This is a genomic window from Parabacteroides provencensis, from assembly GCF_900232875.1.
In the GTDB taxonomy this organism is placed as follows: domain Bacteria; phylum Bacteroidota; class Bacteroidia; order Bacteroidales; family Tannerellaceae; genus Parabacteroides; species Parabacteroides chinchillae.
Genome location: NZ_LT960488.1, coordinates 677,919 through 701,193, shown reverse-complemented (window position 1 = coordinate 701,193; position 23,275 = coordinate 677,919). Strand labels below are relative to the sequence as shown.

The window sequence follows — 23,275 nt, the reverse complement described above, 5'->3', positions numbered from 1 at the left end:
CTTTTATTTGTGTTCTCTCTTTTCTTCATGTTCTTCAAATTTCTTTTTTTCCCCTTCAAAGAAGCGTTTTACTTTCCCGAAAAAAGACGAAATACCTTTTGCGACATCTTGTTCTGTTTTTGATACACCGACAGAGGCTGCAACTGCCGGACGAAGAAGCTGCCATAGGTAATTGAATGTTGAATGATATGGATCACGTTCTATGTACATGTTTATGTATCGGAGTTTGCTGTCTGCCTTTTCCGGATGGCTCGGATTGTTATCCCTAAGTAATAGATTGGCCAAACCTGATAGAAATGTGTTGTTGTGAATTTCGCCATTCTTCTCTTTCTGCAAAGAAACTTTAAGGTTGCGATATGGAAATTGCAATTCTATTTCCCCACCTTTACTGGATGCATCCATATTAAAAGAAAATCCGTTAGTCCACCCGCTTTTTATTTCGGCTGAAACCAGCGGTGTGATGATTTCATTTAGTGCGGTTAAATTCAGACTATCCATTTGGGCATGTAGTAAAAACCGGTCGTTTAATGAATCAACCGGTAATTCCCAGGTAGCCGCAAAGTAACCTTGCCCCATTAGTTTACCGTTTGCATCTAGCCGTATGTATTGATTATTGGAGGAGATGATGTTTGTCAAACCGGAAAAATGTCCGTTCATATCTGTAAAATAGATCTTTCCCGGCAGTGTCCCTTTCTTTTCTAGTTCTTCATAAATAACAGAGAAATTTTTTATGTCTGCATTCCCAATAGTGAATAGAACCGGTGCTTTTTGAATAAAAGAGTAAACCATCGGGACGATATGAGGTTCGACATAAATCTTTTTGTTTTTAAAATTCTGCAATAATACATCTTTTATTTGCAGATTTCCTATTTTTAATTGATTATGAGTGAAGTAATGTGGTATGTCAATATCTGTCAGTGAGATATTCCCTATTTTTACATCAAACCAATCTTTATGTTGTGGTTGTTTATAAGCAAATTCCATTTTAGGATATGGTGATACTAGATGTAAGCTATCCAGTATTAGCTGGGATTGCTTCAATTTCAAAGTTCCGATGTTTAAAAAGTAAAAACCGTTGTCTAATGGAATTTTTATGTCTTTTGTCTGGAAATAAATGTCTTTTAGATTACATTTTTGTTTGATATTATCTATATCGACTCCTGTTAATTCCAGATCAAAAGGTGAAATTATCTCATCTGTTTTTGTACTATCGTTGACTATGTTTATGTATTCAAAACGACCTTCTGTTATTTTAATTTTATCTAACACGACCTGATTTGTAAAAGAACCGAGTTGCTTATAAATGTTTTTAATGTTAAATTGGGCTTTGCCGGACTGTGTTGGTAATATTTTCTTTTTTTGATACCATTTGAAAGTAAGTTGGGGCCGTACAATTGTCAGTTTTCCCATATTTAAGATACTTAAGTTTGTGCCTTTTTTATAGAATAGGCCATTTAAGCCAACAGAATCTATTTGGCCGGAAATATAATCTTTGTGTGTGTTTGTAGATATAGGATTTAATTTTACTTTGTTTATCTGGAAATGTTTTGTTTCTGTATTTAACATCATGTTTTCTATCTGGAAGTGATAGTTATGTGTCGGCATCATTCCATTTATTCCTGAGGCATTGAATGAAAAACTGCGAAAATATCCCAGATCATATTTTTCAAACGAAAGAGAATCGATTAGAAATTCATTCCCCCGGAAACTAAAATTGTCCACTTGATAAATATCCTTGAATTGATGTTTGGATTGGGAATAGTTGAGGTGTGCATCGTTGACTGATACTTGATGAATAGATACACTATGCAGTACTGGGGAAATAATATCATATAAAGATAACGCCTGTACGATTGAATCTGTTTTTGCAATATCTGTTGAATCTTTATTAGAACCTGATTTTTCATTTACCAGATTAAATGCTTCTATGTCAGGATTTGAAATATTAAAGGAATGTACTTCTAAGTAATTCAATGCATGTTTACGTTTAAAGAAAACACCTTTTGCTTCGATGTCATGTATATTGGCCGATAGAAAATTGTCAGGCTTCTGTTTTCTTTCGTTCCATAATTTTTCTTGGGGAAGAATGCGTATATCTTTGATGTATATGATTGAATCTTGGGTGTCTAATGCGATACTATCTGTTTGGAGTAAAAAATCATTGTTTGTCAGTAATGTCTGGGGGCGATTGGTTTTAAAGTCAAAGTTGTCGCAATATAATAACTTACCGTTTGTGGATGATAAAGAATCCAGCCAGAAACCATATCCGTGGAAGCTAACATTGTTAAGTGCATATATAATAGGTGTGGATGAGTTCTGGACGGTATAAAATATACTTGCATTTTCCAGGTTAAGTGTACGGACGCTTAATACATTAATGTAAGGTGATATAATTTCGTATAATGTTTTTGATTTGCTGTGTTTTATCTCTGCTGCTGTGTGGTTGGCATAAAATGGGCTGAATAGATGTATTTCGGGTGACTTGATTTCGAAAGATTGAAAATGCAACCTTTTAAAATTCCAGCGCCAGGTAAGGTTTACACCTCTGAAACCAATAGTTCCGACTTTTGCATTGATATATATGTCGGGCAGGCTGTCTTTTGATTCCCATAAATGAAAGGTTGCCGGGTCGGGGGTAAAAGATACGCCGCTGATTTTCAATTCGCCTTTAAAAAAACTGATAGACAAATCATCAAAAGAAAGTTTGTAAAAACCATCCGTCGCTTTAGAAGTCCGTTCAACCAGTTCTTTTTTAAGGAATCGTTCCAGGCGATTGGTTAAAATCATGTTCAGGACGAAAAGGACAGCTGACAGTAAAATGACAGATGAAACTATAGATTTTATTAGTCTTTCTATTTTTCGCCCTTTCATAGATTTTTTTCCGGATAAAAATGCCTTGTATAATAGAAAACAAGATCAGTGAAGTTATGTTCCCGGATTTATTCTCTATTTCTGCAAGCCGTCAAAAAGAAGTGCGATATTGGATGTGAATAACCTGACCGAAATAGCTAACAGAATAATACCGAAGAATTTCCGGATCATATATATGCCGCCTTTCCCTAATATTTTTTCCACTTTAGCCGTCATGCGGACAACAAAATAGACCCATATCATATTTAATATCAAAGCAACTAAAATATTGATAGAAGCATATTCGGCTCTTAGCGAAAGTAATGTGGTAAATGAGCCTGCCCCGGCTAATAAAGGAAAAACTAGAGGGACAAGAGTTGCTTCTTTTATAGGGCCTTGATTCTTGAATATTTCAATGTCCAGAATCATTTCTAATGCCAGCAGGAATATGATAAAAGAACCTGCAACAGCAAATGATTCTATGTCTACGTGAAACAGTTGGAGTATATAATCCCCTACATAGAAAAAACCTACCATCAGTCCAAATGAGATCGTTGTAGCTTTCAGTGCATTAACGCCTTTTCCACGTCGTTTTAGTTCTACAATGATAGGAATAGAGCCAATAATGTCGATTACGGCGAATAAGACGATAAAGGCACTTGCCATCTGTTGGAAATCAAAATTGGATAACATAGCTTTATTTATTTATGATTTTTGTTTTGTCTTTTATTTTTTCTCAGGCATGTATTTCCAGAAACGCTCCGGCATGTTTTGCCTGTGAAGTTTAGGATTTAAACGCTCCTTTATGGCAATCGATTTGAAATAGGCCGACCACATTTGTTGAAATAGTTTTTCGTCTTTATCCATTATATCTTCACTTAATAAACCCGAAATGAGATGTGAATCTTTATTTTCGAAGAGTACTTCTATTGTTTCCTGCAAATCATAATAATAACCATATTCACGTTTTAAATCGTAAAGAAGCCATCTCTGATCGGCGAAACGGTCTGTTAAATGTGATAAAGTGAGCGGTAATACGTTGTATAATGGTGCTAATGCTGCAAAATAAGTTCCGTCGGAAGCTTTCTGGAAACGTAAAAATTGTATGACACGTAAACGTTCCTGACTCACTTTTTTCCATATTTTTGAGACTTCAAGTACATCCGGGTCTCCCAGGTTATATTCTATTGTTTTCGGAGCATCAATTGCCTTGCGTATATAACGAAACAAAAGCATGTCTACTTCCGGTAGTTCCGACAACCACGTAATGCTTAATCCGGACAATGACAATTCTGATATTTTTTTCTGCAGGCCTTTCCATACACGTTCTGCTTTTGTCCCATCTGTATATATAGTTACAGCTTCATTGTAGAACAGTGGTAGAGGTTCATTTTCTGTTAGTAAAATATCCGGGAATGTCCGGCGGGTATAAGCGTCGAATACTGCGGTTAGCAAACCTTCAAATGTTTTGTCATAAATAAAAATAATCATCTGCTATTCTTGAAACTGTATTATCAATTGTCGATCGTCTATTTTTGTGTTTGCTTTTTTCGTTAATATCTGCCGTAAAGCCTCGGGACTCACTTCGTTTATTGTCTTTACCGGCAGTTCGCGGCAGGTAATGAAATACTGGGCTTTTTTCATAACAACACCTATTTTCTTTAATTGTTCACTTCCAAGGTTTGAATATCGGCGGGAGACAATGATTATCTGGGCTGATTTTACACCTATTCCGGGTACGCGGAGCAACATTTCGTAATCGGCTTTATTTATATCTACCGGAAATTTTTCGGGGTGACGTAGTGCCCATGAAAGTTTCGGGTCAATTTCTATATCTAAGTCAGGATATGTGTCATTCACGATTTCATCAACTTTAAATTGATAAAAACGCAACAACCAATCGGCTTGGTATAAACGGTTTTCGCGGACTAATGGCGGTTGTTTTAGTGCAGGCAAACGGTTGTCGTAAGAATTGACAGGGATAAAACCTGAATAATAAACCCTTTTCATTGTTGGTCTCTGATAAAGAGCAGAGGAAAGATGCAAAATATCTTTGTCTGTATCTGCTGTTGCGCCAACAATCATTTGTGTGCTTTGTCCGGCCGGGGCAAAACGTGGTGCAGAGCGGAAATGTTTTCTTTCTTCAGCGCTTTGTAATACACCTTGCTGAATGTAGCGCATAGGTGTAAATACGCTTTGAAAATCTTTCTCAGGCGCTAATATTTGCAGGCTTTTTTCATTTGGTATCTCAATATTCACACTTAAGCGGTCTGCATATAGTCCTGCTTCATTGACTAATTCCTGACTTGCTCCGGGAATGCTTTTCATGTGAATATAACCATTAAAGTGATAAATTAAACGAAGGTCTTTTATCGCTTTTACAAGTCGTTCCATTGTGTAGTCCGGATTACGGACAACACCTGAGCTTAAGAAAAGTCCTTCAATATAATTGCGACGATAAAATTCGATTGTGAGGTTAACTAATTCGGTTACGGAAAGTGTTGCCCTCCGTATATCATTGCTTCTACGGTTTATACAGTATGCGCAATCGTATATACAATAATTGGTGAGCATAATTTTCAGAAGGGAAATGCAGCGTCCGTCTTCGGCAAAGCTATGGCAAATACCCCAGCCGGCAGCACTGCCGATACTTCCGTTCTTATGTGAACGTGAAGTTCCGCTGGAGGCACAAGATACATCGTATTTTGCTGATTCGGCCAGGACTTTCAATTTTTCAAGAACTGTCTCATTCATTTTATTCCGAAAATTATTTTTACAAATGTAACAATATTGGGTGAACAAATATAGGACTTCTGTAGATTTAACAAGAGTGGTTATATAAAAAGGAAGAGCATTTTTACTGACGTTCTTCCTAAGTAATTTGTAGTTAAGATTGGGCGTTTATATGAATGTTTTTGACAAACTGGTAATTTCAAATCTTTCTTTTCAGTATAGGAATGAAAAATCATTTTCTTCGTTAATTTCAAATCTTTTTTTGTCTATATTTGCAACATTTTACAAATAACGCTTAATTCGAAATATGAAACAAAAAATGGCAGTACCTTCTAATGCTACATTGAAAAAAAACGCAGCCGATTATTCATTGATTGTTGTGGGTTCGTTTTTGCAAGCTCTTAGTTATGTGCTTTTCCTTGCTCCGTATAAAATTGTACCGGGAGGCGTGTATGGTGTTTCTATTGTGATCCATTATGTGACAAAGGGATTGTTCCCTTTTTTGCCGGAGGGTTTGCCTATGGGGGCTACTGCATTATGTTTCAATATTCCGCTAATGTTTCTGGCGATGAAAAAGATAGGTCTTTCGTCGGGACCTAAAACAATAGTTACCTTTTTGCTGATTTCCATCTTTACTGATACACTATCTTATTTTCTGACAGACCCACTGGTGGAGAATGATGCTTTTATTGCGGCATTTTATGGTGGTGCCATTTTGGGAGTAGGCGTAACATGTATATTCCGTGCCCAAAGTACCAGCGCGGGTACGGATGTGTTGGCGCGTGTTATTGCTAATGATTCGAATTTGAAAGTTAGCAATATGATTATAGTGTTAGACTCCGCAGTCGTGTTGCTTGGGCTGATTGTTTTCAGGGATTGGGCGGTTCCGTTGTATTCGTGGTTTACTATTTTTGTATATGGGAAAATTGTAGAAATGTTTCAGGTGGAAAATCCGAATCGTGCAGTATTTATCGTTTCTAAGAAGACACAGGATATGAAGAACCTGATTGTGAATCAGCTAGGCATGCGTGGTACGTTTATTCACGGGAAAGGTATGTATGAAGGTCTGGAAACGGAAATAATATTCACGATAGCCGAACGCAAAGATCTTCCGAAATTAAAAGATGAAGTGAAAGAGATTGATCCACATGCATTCGTTTCAACTATGCATGCCAGTAAGGATTCTCCCCGTCCGGGTATTTAATTTCTTATTTTCAATTCCCAATTATCAATTATTATTATCTTTGCCCTTCAAAAGGAAAAAAATAATAGTAAAAAATGCCCAACATCTCACAACGGGGAGTCAATATGCCGGCTTCTCCTATCAGAAAGCTCGTTCCGCTTGCCAATAAGGCAAAAGCACAAGGTATTAAGGTGTATCATCTTAACATCGGACAGCCCGATTTACCTACGCCCGAAGTCGCGATGGATGCGATGCGCCATGTAGACAGGAAAGTGTTGGAATACTCGCCAAGTGAAGGAATACGAAGCTTCCGTGAGAAATTGGTTCTTTATTATGAAAAATTCAATATTCATGTAAATATTGATGATATAATTATTACTACCGGAGGCTCTGAAGCTGTATTTTTCTCATTTATGGCTTGTCTTGATCCGGGTGATGAAATTATTGTACCGGAACCGGCTTATGCTAATTATATGGCATTTGCTATTTCATGTGGAGCTGTAATTAAGACTATACCTTCTACTATTGACGAAGGATTTGCTCTTCCGTCTGTTGAAAAATTTGAAGAACTGATAACGCCTCGCACAAAAGCAATTTTGATTTGTAATCCTAATAATCCGACTGGCTATTTGTATACACAAAAAGAAATGGACCAGATTCGTGATATAGTAAAAAAGTATGACTTGTTTTTGTTTTCTGACGAGGTATATCGCGAGTTTTGTTATACAGGAGCTCCTTATATTTCAGCTTTTCATTTGAAAGGAATTGAGAATAATGTAGTTTTGGTAGATTCTGTTTCTAAGCGTTATAGTGAATGTGGTATTCGTATAGGTGCACTGATTACGAAGAACCAAATGGTGAAAGAGAATGTTATGAAATGGTGTCAGGCTCGTTTAAGTCCTCCATTGATCGGACAAATAATAGCCGAAGCTTCTCTGGACACACCGGAAGACTATATGTTGGAGGTTTACAATGAATATGTAGAACGTCGTAAATTTTTGATTGACGGACTGAACCGTATTCCTGGTTGTTATTCTCCGATTCCTATGGGAGCTTTTTATACGGTTGCAAAACTTCCTGTGGATGATGCTGATAAATTTTGTGCATGGTGTTTGAGTGAATTTAGTTTTGAAGGACAAACTGTTATGATGGCTCCTGCATCAGGTTTTTATACGACACCCGGTTTGGGAAAAAATGAAGTACGTATAGCTTATGTCCTGAAGAAAGAAGATTTGGCTAAGGCTCTGATTGTCCTTCAGAAAGCATTGGAGGCTTATCCGGGTAAAACAATATAAGCTGACTGTCAACTGTTTTGAGTTTAGAATTATTCATAGCAAGAAGAATACATTTTAGCAAGGAAGGTGATCGGAAAGTTACATCTCCTGCTGTTCGTATTGCCATTATTGGCATTGCTTTAGGGCTTGCTGTGATGATCCTTTCTGTGGCAATTGTCATAGGTTTTAAAAAAGAAGTCAGGAATAAGGTAATCGGTTTTGGCTCTCATATTCAAATTACAAATTTTGACAGTAACTCTTCGTATGAATCAACGCCAATTGCTATAAGTGACACTTTGCTGCAAAACCTTCGTGCATTTCCTGGTATTCGGCATGTTGAATCGTTTGCAACCAAGCCAGGCATTTTGAAGACAGAGAATGACTTCCAGGGTATCGTACTGAAAGGAGTAGATACAGATTATGACTGGACATTTTTCCGGAATAATCTGAAAGAAGGAAATATCCTTTCTATCGATCCGGATAAAAATTCTACCGATGTTATTATTTCCCGTTATTTGGCTGATTTATTGCAACTGAATGTAGGAGATTCATTCCTTACATATTTTGTCCAGGATAATGTTCGTGCCCGTAAATTTCATATTACAGGCATTTATGAAACGGGTTTTCTTGATTACGATAAGCTTTTTGTTATTGCTGATATAAAACAGATACGCCGGTTAAACGGTTGGGAAAAAGATCAGGTGAGCGGCCTTGAGCTATTTGTTGATAATTATGATAATTTGGATCAGATTTCTGAAGATTTATATTTTGATCTTGCTGAAAAACAAGATTGTAATGGCAATACGTTCTATGCCCGCTCTATAAAAGAATTGAACCCGATGATATTTAATTGGCTGGACGTATTAGATATTAATGTTGTGGTAATATTGGTGTTAATGCTATCTGTTGCTGGCTTTACCATGATTTCAGGATTGCTGATTATTATTTTGGAGCGAACGAATATGATTGGTATTTTGAAGGCTTTGGGACAGAATAATACAAGTGTACGTCATATTTTTTTGTATGTATCATTTTTCCTGATAGGTAAGGGTATGTTATGGGGGAATATAATAGGTGTTTTCTTATGTCTGATGCAATCCCATTTTAAGATAATTACCCTGGACCCGTCTATATATTATCTGGATGCAGTGCCTGTCGATTTGAATATTCTGTCACTCGTTTTGTTGAATATAGGGACACTTTGCATATCAATGCTGATGATGCTTGGTCCTTCTTATTTGATAACTAAAATTGATCCGGCTCGTAGTATCCGTTTTGAGTAATTTTACTGTTAGTAGGAGATAATAAAATCGGCAATTAAAGGTAAATGATCGCTGTAACCTCCTTCATATCTGAATCCATAATAAGTTCTAAATGGTCTGGTTCCATGCCATGTTTTATCTTTGGTGAACAAGAACGGAGGCGCGTATATCCGAGCACTTTGAGGAATGTAGTGGAAGGATTTTGTGGTATCGATTAAATCTCTGCTGATAATTATATGATCCAACTGGCTCCAGTTTCCTTGATATTTGTGGCTTCCTTTAGGTGAAAACTCTTTCAGATTTGAAAACAGGTTGTGCAAGAAACAAGATTGTTCTATTTTTGTCAAGCTCTTGTTCTCGGGCGTGTCATTGAAATCCCCCATAATGATGAAATGTGCACTGGTACGGATTTGCTTTAGTGAATCACATAGATTTATGAGTGTTGTTGTTGCGTCTATACGGTCGGTTTCACTCTCTTTTTCTCCACCGTAGCGGGATGGGAAATGGCAGACAAAAATGTCTAAAGTATCTTCTGTAATTAGTTTACCCCATACATGTAACAGGTCGCGTGATAGTTTGTGCTTTTTATGTGAGTATGAAATAGGCTCTGCTTTGTGACCAAGGTATTTAAATTTATCCCGTTGATAAAGTAATGCCACATTAATTCCCCGTCTGTCCTGACTTTGTGTGATACAATAGCGATATTGTTGCTGGCGTAATGGTGTACGATTAAGAAGATGAACTAATGCGGAATCGTTCTCTATTTCACATAGGCCTACAATTGCCGGCGTATCCCATTCGCCAATGGCAGATATAACTTTTGCTATATGTTGTAATTTAAGATTATATCGCTTTTGAGTCCAATGCCTGTTTCCGGAAGGTAAAAAGTCGTTATCGTCTTTATCCGGATTATCTATTGTGTCGAATAGATTTTCTACATTATAACTCATTACTCTGAAATTGGTTTGAGCTGTCGTGGAGAAAGTAACCAAAAAGAAGAAAAACGTAAATAGTTTCATAGTTCAGGTTCTGGTTTATCTCATTGCTTATTGTTTTCTTTTGGAACATATTCATACGCTCCAATAGTTGGACCGTTAGTACTAGACAACCGGTCTATACCATAACGGTCTTTTGGATATTTCCGGGCAATAGATAAATCAGCTTTGCCTACGCCTTCTTCTTTATCACTGGCAAGCCGGAAATCGAAAGCATATTTGTTCTCTTTTTCTCCTGTTTGTATATACTCCGGACTTTTTGTTATAAAGATAACGTCCTTAAAATTGTTATTGGCTTCGCCTTTAGTTTTAATCAGACAATGATTAAAAAGAAAATCGAAACTGGTGTCTTCTGATTTAAAGGTTGCTCCGGACGTGATTTGTAACTCTCCTCCTAATTCCTTTTCTCCGGCTGAAAAGCTGCCATCTATAATACAGTTGTCAAATTGTGCCTGTATAATTGGATATGGACCGCTTTCGTTGACCGTAGCATTATTAAATATTCTGAGTGTCTTACTAGGCACTTCACCTTTGCTTTGGCTGTCTCGCGTTAATAAGACCATGTAATTGGCCAATGTGCAATGCGCAAAATAATATTTACCACCAATGAGTGTAACAACACTGCCTTTTGCATTACTGAATTCACTGTTTGTTGCTGTAATGTTACAATTGATAGCACTGAATAAATCTTTACTCATATTTGTTATCTGCGAATTGCTGATTTCTAGTTTGCTTAATTCAGGTTCTGATAATTCGCAAGAAATGCCTGTTGTACCATTACGGACAATAACGTAATTCATTATGTTGTTAAAACTGGCTTTTTTGAATATAATTCCTCCCCATTGTCCCGGAGTTCGGTCGTAAGGCAATACATTATCCAATATAAAATCCAGCCGGTCTCCACGGAATATGACCGGTTGATCTTGGGTGCCGTTGGCTTCCATTGTTCCACGTACAATAATGTTTGCTTTGTCGTGCATGTAAAATGTCGCACCTTTTTCAATGGTTACTTTTGCGCTTGGGGCAATAACCAGGCTGTCGTAAATCAGATAAGGACGACTGGCGGTAAGTATACTGTCTTTAGTGATGGTAACCCCGCCTTTATATAAATTTACATCCTGTCCATAAGCTTCAAGTATAACAGATTGTTGCATTCCGTTTGTGACGAACACGATAGAATCTTCAATCAATAAAGGTTGATCCGTTCCATTTGGGTCTACTGTCACTTCAACGAAAACATACATGCTGTCTTTGGCAAGAATGCTGACGTTACTGAAAGAGTCTCCTTTTCTGCCGTCTACATTAATACGGAAACCTGTCGTCCCTCCTCCTGCCAGCAAGATGGATTCAATATTGAGTGCTTCTGAATTGTTGTTATAAATCATCAATTGTTTTGTGGTGGAACCAATTGTACTGAATATGGTGTCAAAAGCTACTGTATCTTTAGAAAAGTCCAGCCTGTGGTTTGGATTTGTGGAATAATGTTCGTCCAGTCCGTCGCATCCTGATAAAAGATTCAGTATTACAGCGGAAAGAATGAATATTATTATGGTTAATCTTTTCATTTTCTGTAAATGTTAAATAATATGCCTTTTTGTTCTGTTTCTTATCAATAAACAAATTTTTTCTAATTATGTTTCCAAATCGAGGCATAAAAAAGAGGATTAACATATTGCTATGTACATCCTCTCTTATAACGGACAATACTTTGTTTTATTTTGCAGGAATACTCTTTAATAATTCAACTAGATGATTCCACCACAAACCAACAGTATCAATCTGTATGCGTTCATTCGGCGAATGAACTTCACGTAGAGTCGGACCGAATGAAATCATGTCCAGGTTAGGATATTTCTCGAGGAATAATCCACATTCCAATCCGGCATGTATAGCCATAATTTTGGCATCTTTATTAAATAAACGTTTGTATGTTTCCTGGGCAACTTTCAGTATTTTGGAATCTGGATTTGGTGCCCATCCGGGGTAACCGTCTCCATGGCTTACATCTGCGCCTGCAAGTAAAAATGTTGATGCTACTTGATTGGCAACGGCTATTTTACATGATTCAATGGAACTGCGTTGGCTGGTTCCTATAACAATTGTATTGTGTTCTTTCATCTTTACGGAAGCCAGGTTTGTCGAAGTCTCGACTAGCCCTTCAATATCGTGACTCATGCCAATAACACCATGCGGGCATGCATGTAATGCAAGGATTAGTTTTTCTGTAGTTGTATTATCAATATGCACTTCAGGACGATCGGCAGATTCCATTGTAATTTGTACTTTCGGGTCGATATGCTTTAATTCATTTTCAATATCCGCAGTGAAATGATTCAGCATGATGCGTACGTTTTCTTTGTCTTCCGGACGAATGCCTATTACAACATGTGCTTCGCGGGCAATGGCATTGCGTAAATTACCTCCGTCAATAGAGCATAAAACAAACGGATATTTCTGTTTTAAAAGGAATAAGAAACGAACCAGAATTTTATTGGCATTACCTAAACCTTTGTGTATTTCGCCGCCGGAGTGTCCTCCATTCAGTCCTTTTACATCAATACGGAAATATTGCATGTTGGGAGAGGTTGGTTGCGGATGATAATGAAAAACGGCTTGTGTGTCTTTGCCTCCGGCACAACCCATAAATATTTCACCTTCATCTTCACTGTCAAGATTTAGCAGGATTTCTCCGGTCATAAATCCTTTTTCGATGGCTTTTGCTCCGGTAAGCCCGGTTTCTTCATCAACTGTGAAAAGACATTCGACAGGACCATGTTCAATATCGTTGGAAGCTAGGATGGCTAATTCTGCAGCTACGCCGATGCCGTTATCCGCACCAAGTGTAGTTCCGTTTGCATGGAGCCAATTCCCTTCTACGACAGTTTCAATAGGATCTTTATCGAAATTGTGAACGGTTCCGTTATTTTTTTCGCAAACCATATCCATGTGCGATTGTAAAATAACGGTTGGGCGGTTTTCCATTCCCGGAGTAGCCGGCTTAGACATTAAGATATTGCCTGCAGCATCTTTTTTGATAGCTATATTGTACTCTTTGGCAAATGATTCAAGGAATTGGATCATTTTACCCTCTTTTTTTGATGGACGGGGAACTTGTGTTACCTGATGGAAAAATTTCCATACGATTTCTGGCTTTAAATCTGTAATCTTCATAATGTTACGATATATTATAGATGTTACTCTATAGTTAATAATATGGTATCTCTAAGGATAATGTTCGAAAAAAAGTAGAATAAAATACCGAAAAGATATTTTATAATCAGTTAAACTCTTATATTTGCGTCCACAAATATAGAGAAAATGCTTACAACGTTATTGCTTGCTGTCATAATTCTTGTTATAAGTGTTGTGTTATTATCTATCAAAGTGTTGCTGAAAAAGGGAGGAAGGTTTCCTAATACACATATCGATGGTAACAGGGCATTAGGAAAGAAGGGTATACACTGTGCTAAAACACAGGACAGAGAAGATGCGGCTCAAAAGAATCTATATGATAGGATGAAAGAAATAAAAGAATAAATAAAGATTTAATTTACACTTTATGAAGAACATTAACTACGTTATTAACGGTGTGCTTGCTGTGGCTGTAATAATATTGTTTATTATGCAATTTTCCGGTAAAAAGGAATCTGAGGTCACAAGAACATTTACTTCCGGGGAGGATACAACAGGGATACTTCCGATTGCCTATGTCAATGTTGACTCTCTTTTACAGAATTACAATTATTCAAAAGACCTGAATGAGATTATTTTGAAAAAATCAGAAAATTCCCGTGCCAGTATTACACAAAAAGCCCGGTCATTGCAAAGTGAAATGCAGGACTTTCAGCGTAAAGTGGAAAATAACGCATTTCTTACCCGTGAACGCGCAGAATCTGAACAACAACGTTTGATCAATAAACAACAGGAACTACAGAACTTGGATAATCAGTTGGCTCAGGAATTGGTTGCTGAACAACAGAGAGTAAGTGAGCAACTTCGTGATACACTGGTTTCACAGTTGAAAGAATTTAATAAGGATAAACATTTCCAGGTAATTTTCAGCAATACTGTAGGTGATAATATTTTATTGGCTGGTGATGCTTATGATATTACAGGTGAGTTGATAGAATATCTGAATAAAAATTATTCATCTCAAAGTAAGTAATAGCTTTTAGAAATAGTTGTAAAACGTCATAGAAGAAAGCCGCTTCCGGATTATCCTGGAGTGGCTTTTTTTGTTTTATGGTTCTTCTGGCAAATGTATAGTTAGTTTACATTTGACACAAAGTAGACCGAAGAGATTGATCAAACTATGTTTTTATCCACGCGTCCCGCATGAGACGCGACATACTTGCCATTATACGGTAATCCCGCTGCCGCGTTTCTATCCACGCGTCTCGTATGAGACGCGACTCAGCCGCCTCTCCTTTTATATGCTGACTGGTGGTTTCTATCCACGCGTCCCGTATGAGACGCGACATCCGGCTAAATTTAAACAGTTAAAGCTTAGTTGTGTTTCTATCCACGCGTCCCGTATGAGACGCGACGGTTAATGGATGTCATCGGGTAAACTACCATGCCGTTTCTATCCACGCGTCCCGTATGAGACGCGACAAACCTTCTACGGACACACTACTGGAATCGTTGGTTTCTATCCACGCGTCCCGTATGAGACGCGACCATCCGTGCCCAATTCTTTGGCAAGCGCCACAGCGTTTCTATCCACGCGTCCCGTATGAGACGCGACCTGATGCAGGGGTATAAGCATCCGTACGTCCCGGTTTCTATCCACGCGTCCCGTATGAGACGCGACACATTAGTAACAACATTTCCTGATCCTGTTACAGTTTCTATCCACGCGTCCCGTATGAGACGCGACCCAATGCTACCTATATATTCCGATATAAAATCTGTTTCTATCCACGCGTCCCGTATGAGACGCGACGAAATGGTATAAATACCGTTCCGGGGGATGGATCTGTTTCTATCCACGCGTCCCGTATGAGACGCGACTTCTTCGTTTGTGATAGTTCTCATGCCACCGGACGTTTCTATCCACGCGTCCCGTATGAGACGCGACTCTTGCTTAATAAGACATTGATATATAGTCTGAAAAAAAGTACTTTTCGCGAAAGTATTCTTTTACGTTCTATAAATCAATATTTACTAATGTTTTATTTATAAGTTGTTGAAAATAAAACAGTGCGATAATCTAGCAATTTTTGTATCACTAAAGGTTCGCACTTTAAATTATCAATTCAGATGTTACATCATAAGATGTAACTTTTCCAATACATTCTATTCTCTTTTGCCAGTTTTTTCCTAAAAAATAAAAACGGATACTATCTTTTTCAGGATCAATGATTGACTTAATTTTATTTTGTAAAAATAAGAAATCAGCTTCATTTATTACACATTCAAAAACTGAGTTTTGAACGCGTTGTCCATAATTTTGACATTCTTTTGCTACTTTTCTAAGTCGCGAGCTGCCTGCTTCCGAAGAAACTTCAACATCATATGTAATCAATATCATCATATTTTTATCGTATTAAAAAAACCGGATAATTGTCCAAGTCCCCTCTTAAATAACGCGCTAATAGCATAGCTTGAACATAAGGCAGTAAACCTATTGGCACTTTTTCGTTCAGATATGGATGGTTTATGATCTCTTTTTTACGTTTTTGCCAGGTTTGTAAAACTTCTTTTCGACAAGAATCTGTCATTACGATTCCTTCATCTCCTTGTTTAACAAAATCTTTAATGGTTACTTGCTTACGATTTATGAGAGATAATACCAACCGGTCTCCCAAATAAGCACGAAACTCTTCCATTAAATCCAAAGCCAACGAAGGCCTACCTGGACGAAGTGTATGCAAGAAACCAACATAAGGGTCCAAACCTATTGTTTCTAAAGCAGCCTCAATATCATTAGCTATTAGTGTATATACAAAAGAAAGTAATGCATTAACTGCATCTTTAGGAGGACGACGGTTGCGACCTTGAAAAACAAAATCATTTTTCTGATTTACTATTAAATAGGAGAATATATCGAAATAGCTCTTAGCTGCATCTCCTTCTATCCCTCGTAATTGGTCTGCAGTCGTACAACAAAATAACTGTTGTTTACGCATTTTTAAGGTATCAGATACTTTTGTTATTTCTTCATGCGCTCCATAATCCCTCATATAGCGTTGTAATATACTCCGATAGTTTTGTATTTTAGCACCAATAAATATCTTATTGACATTAAGTGCAAAATCTTTATCTGAAGAAAGACGAAATTGTGTATTTCTTAGAAGGACGTTTCCTCGAACAGGACCTTGTAGTCGACCAACATAGCGCCCGTTTGGAGAAAGAAATACTAAGGAGACGTTGTTATCGCAGCACAGTTTCATAAGTCCAGGGCTTGCTCCCATATATCCGAAAGTTACAATTGATTCTATATTAAGAATTGGAATCCGGAATATTTCTGTTTGATTCACAGAAATGACAACATTTAATCCCTCTTTACTCAAATAGGCTTCAGGAGTCGTTACGTAAAGTGTGTTCAGCAGCTTCCTCATATAAGTTTTCTTTTAAATATTTTTCTACTGTTTTACAACCTGCCAGTTTGGGCATACATAAATCAACAAGAGAACAGTTCCTGCAATGAGTTTTCTTTTCAGCTTTTGGTGTTTCGCCTTTCTGATAAAGTCGGTGCATTTTATGCGAGCAATCAATGGTGAGTTGACGTAATTTAGGAGATATTTCTATTAATTCGCGACGTCTGGTTTCTCCATAGAATAAAGCACCGTAATCAATATGTATGTTATACATTTCTTCAAGACATATAACTTGCGCTGCAAGTTGAACTTCGTCTCGTTCATCAATCTTGCTATGCCCCCGTTTATATTCTACCGGAAAAGGCTTCCACCAACCAGTGTATTGAGGATGAATAATTGCATTTTCGGACGTTTCACTAGGATGCAATTCTATGGCATCAGAGATACCATACAACCCTAACTGCTTGGAAGCTATAGATACAGAACGTAAAGTAATTCCATTTTTTCCTTTCTGGCGATAAAAGGGATCATCTACATGGGTATGTAATATTTCTCCTTCAATTGTAAAGCGATTCTCGTTCCATTGTTGCTCTATATGTATTAAAGCCCATTGTCGGGGACAAAACATATAGTGCTGTATCCCCGACAACATAAGCATATCATCTTCGGCGTAACTCATTATAAAAGTTCTTCGATAGTTACGCCTGTCGGCAGATTTGTTTTGTCTATCGTGATTTCGTAGTCGCTGAATGAACGTGGAGCGACTTCTGGATTTTTCTGTGTAATGCTTATGCGTTCAAATAGTTTGTTGGCAGGTGCATTTCCCAGTTCCGAGTTATGCTTGAATACAATCAGGCGTTGTGCGCTCATTAGTCCGTGTGCTGCCGACCGGTCATGATCGAACATATTGCGAAGCGCGTCCCAGAACAATTGTAAGTCTTCTTCGCTGAAACCTGTTTGCTTCGCTAGATTTGCAGAAATGAAACCATGACAAAGGTAAAGGCCGTAAGGAATTGTTGCTTTACGTCCCATTGTGCGGTTATCGCCTTTTTGCTTCTTTGCCTCTTCTGGGGTCGCCACTGCCAGACGGGTAATAGAATGTTCGGAAGGTACGATTGGACTGACCGAACGGGCAAAGGTTAACTGAATAGGTCCTCTAACCTGTCCTGCATTCTTGCCGGTAGACATGACGGCACCGAAAGTACGGACATCATAATAACGCTTGCACATGATATGCCGTGCGGCTTCTGTTTTCTCGCCTTCTTCTTTGCTCTTTACACTTTCGTCTTCGTGAGCCTGATTTATCAGGTCATTTAGAATTGCCTTTTCTTTGATGAAGATGTCGAATTTATCGGCACAGTTTTTTGTGTAAAAGATATGATTGCGTATTTTTCGTTTTAAACAGACATCCGTAACAAGTCCCATGCCCGTCTCTGCATCGATACGGGGTAAGTTTCCTGCATCGGGATCTCCATTCGGGTTTCCATCTTGTACATCGAAGAGATAAATAAAGTCGTAGCGGTTGTTGATGCAATTATTTTCCATGATCTTATTTCTTTTATGATTTAACTTATTCTTTGTCTGTTGTTATTTTTCTTGAAGTATAGTAGTATTGTCTTTGATGATAATAACCTACCATAAAACGTCCCTGTTCGCGTAAATCGAGATGTGTGGGGAAGCCATCTGCCGGAATCTTGTCGATGATTTCTCTTTTCTTACGCTCAAAATAATCTTTAGAATATTGTCCTTCTCTTTTCAGCTTTTCCACATGATGGATGGAAAGGTTCAGTAATGTGGGGAAGACAGTTGCAGGAGTGCCGGATGCTGCATTCATATACTTCTCGAGAATTGTGTTGATCCCGCTACTTTTCTCTTGCAGGTATTCTAACGTAGCGAATAATCTCCCGCATAAATAACCGGGACTGGTGTTTTCTTTGTCTAACATAACTTTAAGTTTTAGATTCTTATATTTTCTGTTATTATATGCTTTAAGGATGGCAGCCCTGGTAATACCTATTTCTTGTGTTGCACGAATACGTTGTAGGCATGCATGGAAAAGAGTGTCTGGGTAAGGTGTGCCTTGAAAGATGCTTTTGACAGTGGCCTCGGGTAGATTAAGAGGTATGTTCTCATTTTTGCTTTGAAATGCTACACTTCGAAGCATTTGATGTAGTCCGTAATAGGGGCGTTGTTCTTTTCGGGTATCGGCTATGTTTATGTCTTCAAAGTGTTGCCAGATGTTTTTAGAGAAATCCTTTAGTGTAGTTTCATTCCAATAGACAACGGCAATACGGGCAGAGTTGGGTGCAAGTCCCAGAATATAAAACCGATCGTCCGGATTGGTGCGGAGCACTCCTGAATAGATCGCTTTGAACACCTCTTTTACTTCTTCTATACGCTTATTGGGGTTGTCTTCTTCTTTGATATGACTGAACAGGCTGGTCATGCCTGCTTCAACTGCTTTGGCGGCTTCATCTGAGTTGGAGGCCCAAAAAACAAAAGTACGGTTTCCGATCATGAATTTATTTGGAGAGTCTTTGGCTAGTAACCGGTTGAGGGCAGTAGTATAGGCTGCTTCTGCTTTTTTGGAAATGGGAGCGTTTAGTCCTTGCAGATTTCCAAATGAGTCATAACCGGATTTTACCTGGAAAGCCACCAACTTAGCCGTAGCCTGGCTCCCGGGGATCATGGTGGCGGTGGTTGTTGCCACCGGTTCTGCTTTTTCGCCGGTAATCAGGCAGACCGGATAGTCTTCTGAAGGCCCTGTATCATTCTTACTGGAAGAGGTTATGTAATCTGCCAAATCATCATCTTCCGCAACGATTTCATCTTCACCTTCCAGTCTGAAGGATAGGTTGACTGTCGGTTTCTTCTCGATCTCCTTCCATAAAGGGTCTTTCCGGATCATATCCAATTGCTCTTTTTTATAGAATAATGCTACTGCCCGGAATGCTTCGTTTTGCGGATAACGCGATGCGAGTTCCAAAACCTTGTCTATGAATAATTGGTTTTTTACATTTGACTTTTCTATGGCTTTCAAACGCTTTGCTTCCTCTTTATCTGTTAATTGCTGTTGAGGGAGAAGGTGGTTCTCTGTAAAGTTTAATACATACTCTACGTTATCCCATAAAATATTAGGCATGGGAGCACTGGTACGTCCATTGTTCTTTACGACCTGAAATGATTTGCATTGTTTCTTATCCATATGCATATCCTCCAGTTCTTTAAAATTTCCATCTTTATCAATACGAATCAGGAAAGGTATTTCCTTTGGTTCGAAACCTTCCGGAGCTAGGTCTTTGCTCCTTTGGTAATAGTCATAAAGTGCTTTTAGTATCATCTTAGTATGTCGGGGCTGTTAAATGGTGGAATTTCAATAACACCTTGGTTCATTTGGGCACGAAAATATAGAGGTAACGCACCTTTAGAGTGGTTAAAGTCCATGTCATAATGCATTAGCCCCAAATCCCGGGTTTCCGGAATAGGAGGGTATAAGTTCGTTTCATCCTTTTCTATAAGCCGAAACGATGCAGAAAACTCGCGCGTGCCCAGATAAGGTTGATTGAAACACTGCCCTTTACGGGCCCGGCGTTCGAACATTGCGTTATACTTTCCGGGGTTTTCGTCTTCGCCGCCTTCGTGTTTTTCATCTTTTCTGTTCTTTGAAGGGATGAAAACCTGTTTGGCATGTATCCGGTAATGCACATCACGAAGAAGAAGGCTGGAACGTTGTTGCCGCTTCTCTTCAATGAAAATGCATTTTGTACGCGGACTGGCTATAGCACCCACTTCATTTCTGCGTATGGAAGTCCACTTTACAGGAGCTAAAACTTCGATGCGTGTAACCTCCCACCGGATAGCTGGTTTCCAGAAGATGGCATCGAAAATGGCCCGGGCTGCTGAAGGAGGAATTACGTCATAACTGACGCGTTCCACTTTTAGCTCAGGCCGCGTAAAACAAGCCATTTCTCCTTGTACATCCAAACAGAATTCTTTGTCAATGTATTCCATGTGTTTTTATTTTATCGTTAACAATCCGTTTTATATTGTCAAAATTTCGTTCAACCAGTGGTTTTCTAAAACCAAACCAATTTTAGGATCATATTGCTTTCTCTCCGAAAGGAAGAAGATGCCTTCTAATATTTCCTCTATCAAACCATATTTGCAGAACTTTTTTAAGTCTTTCTCGTACACGTGAACCGTATATTGATTTAATTCTTTCATTAACTGATAAGAAGGACCTTCGGATTTTAGCCTTTCAATCAGCGCTATACTGTTTTGATAGTTGACAATGACGCCTATACCTTTATTATCGATCAACCGAAAGTTATCGGCGGCCGTTTTAAAATAGAAATCGTTAGTGGTATAGAGAGCATCACAGATTCTGGCTTCATCAAATGAGTTTATATTATAGTATAAGTGTTTAAAGTAGCTCTTTATCGTATCAGGGGAAAGCCAGTCACTTTCTTCGCTTAATCGTTTCAATGCGCTCAATGCCAGTGAAATGCTTCCTCTGTATGTCTTTTCGAGTTTAAACACGTAGGTATTTCCACTTTTAAGCTTACCTTCCCGGTTACATCGTCCTGCAGCCTGGATAATCGAATCTAATCCCGCTTCTTGCCGGAATACAACTGGGAAGTCTATGTCTACTCCTGCTTCAATTAGTTGTGTCGCTACTACTCTGATAATAGGAATATCTTCTGATAAAAGTGCTTTTTTTAGCGTTTTAATTGTTTCGCGGATGTGGACAGGGCACATCATGCGCGATAAATGAAATGTAAATTCATCTTCCGGCAAACGGGTATAAATTTCCTTTGCATCCGCACGGGTATTGACAATGCATAAAACCCGTTTGTGTCTGGCTATTCGTTCGGCTATCTCATTATAGTTCGATATATCGGTATCCATGTGTATTTGTACCCTTCTGAGTTGTACTGAAAGCTGTTCCGGATCAGATATAATTTCGTGTATGTTTTGAATGCCATCAAAGTGGTCTTTGTTCGATTTGCCGCAACGGATATCGCCGTCGATGGCCGACTGGCTTGCTGTTGTAAAAAGTATCGATGTGCCGAATAAGTTTTGTAATGCCTTTAAGCAATCGATAATCGGTCGCAGATAGTTCAGTGGTAATGTCTGAACTTCATCCAGAATGATAATGCTATTGCATATATTATGTAGTTTCCTGCATTTAGAGGGACGGTTGGAGAAAAGCGATTCGAATAACTGAACATTCGTTGTCACAATAATGGGTGCATCCCAGTTTTCTGTGGCCAGTTTCATTTGTTCCTGCAACTTTGGGTTTGCATAAGTTTCTTTTATTGTATTTGAATGATGCTCCAATACGTTCTCCGGTCCGAAAATATCCCGTAATATCTGGGCAGTCTGAACAATAATACTGGTATAAGGAATAGCAATGATAACACGTTTTTTTCCATATTTCAGAGCATGGTTGATTGCCCATACCAGTGATGAAAGCGTTTTTCCGCCTCCGGTAGGAACAGTAAGACTAAAGAATCCGGGCCGAATTGAAGCAGCATCAAAGCATTTTTTCTGAATTTCTTCTCGTATTTTATTTAGCGGAGTGTCTGAAGCGTGCTTTTTTAATTGATATAAATGATCTTTTAAGGGGGGAAGTAGCTCATGTAGTTTTGCTTTATTTTTGCGCAACTTAGATTGTTCTTCGTTCATAAATTCTTCAGTGTCCAGATAATCAGCATCTACCAAGCACGAAAACAGCATCCTGATCCAGATATGAATTTCAGATAATTGAAGTTGAAATGGCAAAGGAAGCGTGTTTTCTTTATAAAATGGAACAGTCACATCTTTAGGAAAAGGAGACTTCATTGTATTGTCAAAGTTTCCACAATCCGGTAGCCCCGCATGATGCCCCATAATACAATAACTCAAAATAAAAAACTCTTTTGGGAAGATCTTCCTTGCTGCAAGGGCTCCCACATAGGCGTGATTCACGTGTCTGTTTCCGGCAAATTCTGGTTTATAACCACTAACTCCACTAATATATCGTTGAAATTCGGGATTCTCTTTACCCAGATCATGTAAAAGTCCAATGAATTTACCCCATATACCGCTTTTAAAATCTTCAGAAAAACGTTGAGCTAATATGCTAACATTATTACTGTGTTTCTCGTTAGATTGAATAATCCATTGATTATCTGTGTTTAGCTTTAGGTGTGATATCATAATGTTCAATTGATGGTAAACGTTTTGTGTTTTGCAAATGTGCAAATAATAAATAAAACCAACAAGAAAAAAGAAAGATATTTTTATCTTTACATGCGAAATTTAGAATATTACTTAAATTGTCGCAAAATTACAAATGCGTGGATAGAAACAATTGTTGGTAAATAAGAGGTAAACTTCTAAAAGAAGCCTGCCTCTTTTTTTGATCAAAATGTCTAGTCCTAAAATAGCGTTA

19 protein-coding genes and 1 CRISPR repeat array are annotated in these 23,275 nt (G+C 38.2%); of the genes, 5 read left to right on the top strand and 14 right to left on the bottom strand.

Features of this window, described 5'->3' with window-relative positions:
• Nucleotides 1–3: 3 nt before the first annotated feature.
• The 4 genes from CTY47_RS03015 to CTY47_RS03000 form a co-directional block, all read right to left on the bottom strand.
• Nucleotides 4–2,787 (bottom strand): hypothetical protein, encoded by a 2,784-nt coding sequence (locus CTY47_RS03015; RefSeq protein WP_233202078.1) that lies wholly within the window; start codon nucleotides 2,785–2,787, stop codon nucleotides 4–6.
• A gap of 159 nt (nucleotides 2,788–2,946) precedes the next feature.
• Nucleotides 2,947–3,543, bottom strand: a complete 597-nt coding sequence (locus CTY47_RS03010) for a MarC family protein (RefSeq protein WP_099463354.1) — start codon at nucleotides 3,541–3,543, stop codon at nucleotides 2,947–2,949.
• A gap of 33 nt (nucleotides 3,544–3,576) precedes the next feature.
• Entirely contained in the window at nucleotides 3,577–4,341 is a 765-nt protein-coding gene (locus tag CTY47_RS03005) for a TIGR03915 family putative DNA repair protein (protein WP_099463353.1), read from the bottom strand.
• A gap of 3 nt (nucleotides 4,342–4,344) precedes the next feature.
• Complete coding sequence (locus tag CTY47_RS03000) at nucleotides 4,345–5,604, bottom strand: putative DNA modification/repair radical SAM protein (protein ID WP_099463352.1); 1,260 nt, start codon at nucleotides 5,602–5,604, stop codon at nucleotides 4,345–4,347.
• Between the two features lie 286 nt (nucleotides 5,605–5,890).
• On the opposite strand from CTY47_RS03000, the gene CTY47_RS02995 reads away from it, so the two are divergent.
• From CTY47_RS02995 to CTY47_RS02985, 3 genes are all read left to right on the top strand, one after another.
• Nucleotides 5,891–6,787 carry a YitT family protein gene (locus tag CTY47_RS02995; RefSeq protein WP_099463351.1) on the top strand — a complete coding sequence of 299 codons (897 nt, stop codon included), beginning with the start codon at nucleotides 5,891–5,893 and terminating at the stop codon, nucleotides 6,785–6,787.
• Nucleotides 6,788–6,861: 74 nt separating this feature from the next.
• On the top strand, nucleotides 6,862–8,061 hold the full coding sequence (locus tag CTY47_RS02990; protein WP_099463350.1) for a pyridoxal phosphate-dependent aminotransferase: 1,200 nt from the start codon (nucleotides 6,862–6,864) through the stop codon (nucleotides 8,059–8,061).
• A 17-nt stretch (nucleotides 8,062–8,078) separates the two neighbouring features.
• Nucleotides 8,079–9,323 carry an ABC transporter permease gene (locus CTY47_RS02985; RefSeq protein WP_099463349.1) on the top strand — a complete coding sequence of 415 codons (1,245 nt, stop codon included), beginning with the start codon at nucleotides 8,079–8,081 and terminating at the stop codon, nucleotides 9,321–9,323.
• 8 nt (nucleotides 9,324–9,331) lie between these two features.
• Here the strand turns inward: CTY47_RS02985 and CTY47_RS02980 are convergent, their stop codons facing one another.
• From CTY47_RS02980 to CTY47_RS02970, 3 genes are all read right to left on the bottom strand, one after another.
• On the bottom strand, nucleotides 9,332–10,321 hold the full coding sequence (locus tag CTY47_RS02980) for an endonuclease/exonuclease/phosphatase family protein (protein WP_099463348.1): 990 nt from the start codon (nucleotides 10,319–10,321) through the stop codon (nucleotides 9,332–9,334).
• Between the two features lie 20 nt (nucleotides 10,322–10,341).
• Nucleotides 10,342–11,862 (bottom strand): hypothetical protein, encoded by a 1,521-nt coding sequence (locus CTY47_RS02975; protein ID WP_099463347.1) that lies wholly within the window; start codon nucleotides 11,860–11,862, stop codon nucleotides 10,342–10,344.
• A 148-nt stretch (nucleotides 11,863–12,010) separates the two neighbouring features.
• A complete protein-coding gene (locus CTY47_RS02970) occupies nucleotides 12,011–13,468 on the bottom strand; it encodes an aminoacyl-histidine dipeptidase (protein WP_099463346.1) in 1,458 nt (485 codons plus the stop codon).
• A 147-nt stretch (nucleotides 13,469–13,615) separates the two neighbouring features.
• Between CTY47_RS02970 and CTY47_RS02965 the strand changes: the two genes are divergently transcribed.
• Nucleotides 13,616–13,834 (top strand): hypothetical protein, encoded by a 219-nt coding sequence (locus CTY47_RS02965; RefSeq protein ID WP_099463345.1) that lies wholly within the window; start codon nucleotides 13,616–13,618, stop codon nucleotides 13,832–13,834.
• Nucleotides 13,835–13,856: 22 nt separating this feature from the next.
• Entirely contained in the window at nucleotides 13,857–14,462 is a 606-nt protein-coding gene (locus CTY47_RS02960) for an OmpH family outer membrane protein (RefSeq protein WP_099463344.1), read from the top strand.
• A gap of 149 nt (nucleotides 14,463–14,611) precedes the next feature.
• Nucleotides 14,612–15,377: a CRISPR direct-repeat array (repeat unit 33 nt; unit sequence GTTTCTATCCACGCGTCCCGTATGAGACGCGAC).
• A gap of 165 nt (nucleotides 15,378–15,542) precedes the next feature.
• Here the strand turns inward: CTY47_RS02960 and cas2 are convergent.
• From cas2 to CTY47_RS02925, 7 genes are read right to left on the bottom strand one after another with little or no spacing between them, the layout of a single operon-like run.
• Nucleotides 15,543–15,833, bottom strand: coding sequence for a CRISPR-associated endonuclease Cas2 (gene cas2, locus CTY47_RS02955; protein ID WP_099463343.1), 291 nt, complete (start codon nucleotides 15,831–15,833; stop codon nucleotides 15,543–15,545).
• A gap of 4 nt (nucleotides 15,834–15,837) precedes the next feature.
• A complete protein-coding gene (cas1c, locus tag CTY47_RS02950) occupies nucleotides 15,838–16,860 on the bottom strand; it encodes a type I-C CRISPR-associated endonuclease Cas1c (protein ID WP_099463342.1) in 1,023 nt (340 codons plus the stop codon).
• On the bottom strand, nucleotides 16,820–17,518 hold the full coding sequence (gene cas4, locus CTY47_RS02945; protein ID WP_099463341.1) for a CRISPR-associated protein Cas4: 699 nt from the start codon (nucleotides 17,516–17,518) through the stop codon (nucleotides 16,820–16,822). Before cas4 ends, cas1c begins: the two co-directional genes overlap by 41 nt.
• The gene (cas7c, locus tag CTY47_RS02940) at nucleotides 17,518–18,384 is read right to left on the bottom strand and encodes a type I-C CRISPR-associated protein Cas7/Csd2 (protein WP_099463340.1); all 867 of its coding nucleotides are present in this window, start codon (nucleotides 18,382–18,384) and stop codon (nucleotides 17,518–17,520) included. The genes cas4 and cas7c overlap by 1 nt, the downstream gene beginning before the upstream one ends.
• Before the next feature lie 25 nt (nucleotides 18,385–18,409).
• On the bottom strand, nucleotides 18,410–20,179 hold the full coding sequence (gene cas8c, locus CTY47_RS02935; RefSeq protein ID WP_099463339.1) for a type I-C CRISPR-associated protein Cas8c/Csd1: 1,770 nt from the start codon (nucleotides 20,177–20,179) through the stop codon (nucleotides 18,410–18,412).
• Nucleotides 20,176–20,850 carry a type I-C CRISPR-associated protein Cas5c gene (cas5c, locus tag CTY47_RS02930; protein WP_099463338.1) on the bottom strand — a complete coding sequence of 225 codons (675 nt, stop codon included), beginning with the start codon at nucleotides 20,848–20,850 and terminating at the stop codon, nucleotides 20,176–20,178. The genes cas8c and cas5c overlap by 4 nt, the downstream gene beginning before the upstream one ends.
• Nucleotides 20,851–20,880: 30 nt before the next feature.
• On the bottom strand, nucleotides 20,881–23,040 hold the full coding sequence (locus CTY47_RS02925; protein WP_099463337.1) for a CRISPR-associated helicase/endonuclease Cas3: 2,160 nt from the start codon (nucleotides 23,038–23,040) through the stop codon (nucleotides 20,881–20,883).
• Nucleotides 23,041–23,275 lie beyond the last annotated feature (235 nt).